Annotated in this window: 3 protein-coding genes; all 3 read right to left on the bottom strand. The window is 67.0% G+C overall.

Annotated features, from left to right (window positions below):
* Window positions 1–918, bottom strand: a 918-nt coding sequence (locus ACFE99_RS22945) for a hypothetical protein (protein ID WP_375488866.1), incomplete at its 3' end; no start/stop codon positions are given.
* Window positions 908–2,191 carry a 16S rRNA (cytosine(1402)-N(4))-methyltransferase RsmH gene (rsmH, locus tag ACFE99_RS22940; RefSeq protein WP_375488864.1) on the bottom strand — a complete coding sequence of 428 codons (1,284 nt, stop codon included), beginning with the start codon at window positions 2,189–2,191 and terminating at the stop codon, window positions 908–910. The genes rsmH and ACFE99_RS22945, both read right to left, overlap by 11 nt.
* Window positions 2,166–2,600, bottom strand: a complete 435-nt coding sequence (gene mraZ / locus ACFE99_RS22935) for a division/cell wall cluster transcriptional repressor MraZ (RefSeq protein WP_375488862.1) — start codon at window positions 2,598–2,600, stop codon at window positions 2,166–2,168. The genes rsmH and mraZ overlap by 26 nt, the downstream gene beginning before the upstream one ends.
* Window positions 2,601–2,752: the final 152 nt, after the last annotated feature.

Raw genomic sequence — 2,752 nt, 5'->3', positions numbered from 1 at the left:
TCCGGGCACCGCGACTGGCCCGGCTTCAGCTGCCGGGACATTGGGCATCCCCGGCATTGCGCCAGCGGGTAACTGCTGAGTGCCCAACGTCGTCGCGCCGTCAGGAGCACGGACCAGCACCTCGGGCCCAGATGGAGCCGGCAAGCTCGGCCTACCGGCACCGGGTACCACCGGAACCGGCGTCTCCACCGCGTTCGCCGCAGGTTTCGGCGGTGCCGGCTTTTCGTCCGGCAGCTTCGTGTTCAGCGGCGGCGGCGGAACGCCCTGGGCGGGTTTGGGTGTGCCGACCACCACCCACGTACCCGTCGGGTCTTGCACCAGGTGCGCGGTGTCTCTCGTCGGGATCATTCCCAAATTTCGGGCCGCCTCTGCCAACGCCGGTGCAGCCTGGGCCTGGAGCACGTCGCGTTCAAGCGCCTCCTTCTGCTGCTGCAGCAATTGGGTTCTCTGCCGTGCGTTTCCCAACTCATAGGAGCGCTCCGCGGAGTCAGTGGACAGCCAGAGCGTAACGCCCAGTCCTAGGCCGAGCGATCCGATGACCAGCACGACGAATGGCACCTTGCTCGCCAAGGTTCGCGGCCGAAGGTCAATAGCTGCCAGTCTGGCAAGCAAACGATCATGTAACGGCTGGCGGGCCACTTTGGGTGCCTTAGCCTTTCGCGCCTTAGCCCGTGCCTTGGCCTGGGCGGCACTCTTCGGTCGGGCCGGCCGCTCGACTGGTCGCGATATCGGCGTGGTCTGCGGCCCCGACTGCGGTCCTCGCAGCTCGCGAGTGGGGGCCGAAGCCTTGCCCGCAGACCGGGTACGCCGCGACGCCGTGAGAGCCGTCGATCCACGCGCTCTCGTCCGAGCCGCGATGTCGCCTCCATGACGGCGATCGGTGCCGCGGCGCGTCGCTGCTTGCCGCTTAGCCTTCATGAATCGCCCTCCTTGCCGCGTTATGCCGCCGCACTCGTTGCAAAGCCCGCAACCGCACCGGGGCGCTACGGGGGTTGCGTTCGATTTCGGCACGGTCGGCGCGTTCCGCACCGCGTGTCAGCAACCTGAATTCCGGTGCGTGGCCCGGCAGTTCGATCGGCAACCCGACCGGCGTGCGGGAAGCGACGGCGCCGCTGAAGACGTCCTTGACAATGCGGTCGTCCAACGACTGGTACGCCAGCACCACAATGCGACCGTCGACGGTCAGCGCGTCCAACGCGGCAGGAAGCGCCCTACGCAGCGAGCCCAGCTCGCTGTTGACGGCGATACGCAATGCTTGGAAGGTCCGCTTGGCCGGATGCCCGCCAGTGCGCCGCGCCGGCGCCGGAATGGCTTGGTAGAGCAGGTCGACCAGCTCACCGGTTGTCGTGAACGGTGTGACGGCCCGGCGGCGGACGATATGCGCCGCGATGCGACGCGCGAACCTCTCCTCGCCGTAGCGCCGCAGAATGTCAGCCAGGGCCGGCTCGTCGTAGGTATTGACGATGTCGGCCGCGGTCAGCGGTGAATCCGGGTCCATCCGCATGTCTAGCGGAGCATCGTGAGCATACGCGAAACCTCGCTCCAGACGGTCGAGCTGCATCGACGACGCACCCAGATCGAAGAGCACACCGGGCACTGAACCCGTTGCATCACAGCCAGATTCGGTTAGTGCAGTGGCGATCTCGTCATACCTGGTGCGCACTAGCGTCACCCGGTCGGTGAATCGGGCCAGCCGCGCCGCGGCGATGTCCAACGCGGTGGGGTCGCGGTCGAGGCCGATCAGGCGCAGGCCGGGCAAGTCGGTGAGGAACCGCTCGGCATGACCGCCCGCGCCGATGGTCGCGTCTACCAGGACGGCACCCGACCCATCCGGGTGGTCGCGGGTCAGTGCCGGGGTGAGCAGCGCCACGCAGCGTTCCAGTAGGACGGGCACATGACCGAAATCGGCTGAGTCGTCGGCCATGACAACACCTCCCCGGGGCGCGACCCTGGTGGTCCGGAGGGCGACCCGCTGCGCCCGGCTTCGCCGCGCTTGCGATCGCCCCGCGACACTGCGGGCGACCCGCTGCGCCCGGCTTCGCCGCGCTTGCGATCGCCCGGGGGCTGCCCCTGCACCGGGGTCCCTGTCCGATAGCACGAACCTGGCGTTGGGGAAGTACGTCAGGGTCGGTTCGGGCAGAGACCGCGATGCACGGGCATGCGCCTCAAATGATGTCGCCGAGTGCTTCATCGCTGGCCGCGGAGAAGTTCTCTTCGTGGGTCTGCTGGTAGTTCTGCCAGGCCTGCGCATCCCAGATCTCGAGGTAGTCGACCGCTCCGATCACCACGCAGTTTTTGGAGAGGTTGGCGTAGCGGCGATGGTCGGCCGACAAGGTGATCCGGCCCTGTGCATCCGGATGCTGCTCGTCAGTGCCTGCCGCCAGGTTACGCAGGAATGCCCGCGCCTCCGGGTTGTTGCGCTTGGCCTTGTCCGCCAGCCGGCGGGCCAACTGCTCAAACTCGGCGCGGGGGTAGACGGCGAGGCTGTGATCTTGGCTCTTGGTGACCATCAACCCTCCTGCCAACGCATCGCGGAACTTGGCGGGCAGCGTCAACCGCCCCTTGTCGTCGAGCTTGGGCGTGTAGGTGCCCAAAAACATCAGGCCACCTCCCGCCACGGCACGAAGCCCCAGAACTTCGTCTCACCCACGACTCCAGCCACCATACCCCACAACCCCCCACTCTGCTCCATTTAGTGGGTAAGGATCTGGCGTTTTTCGACTTCGATCGCATAACAGGTGGGATCAGGAGC

It is taken from the genome of uncultured Mycobacterium sp., from assembly GCF_964249325.1.
GTDB lineage: Bacteria > Actinomycetota > Actinomycetes > Mycobacteriales > Mycobacteriaceae > Mycobacterium.
Note: the sequence above shows the minus strand (reverse complement) of the source record. Positions and strands in the feature narration are given on the sequence as shown.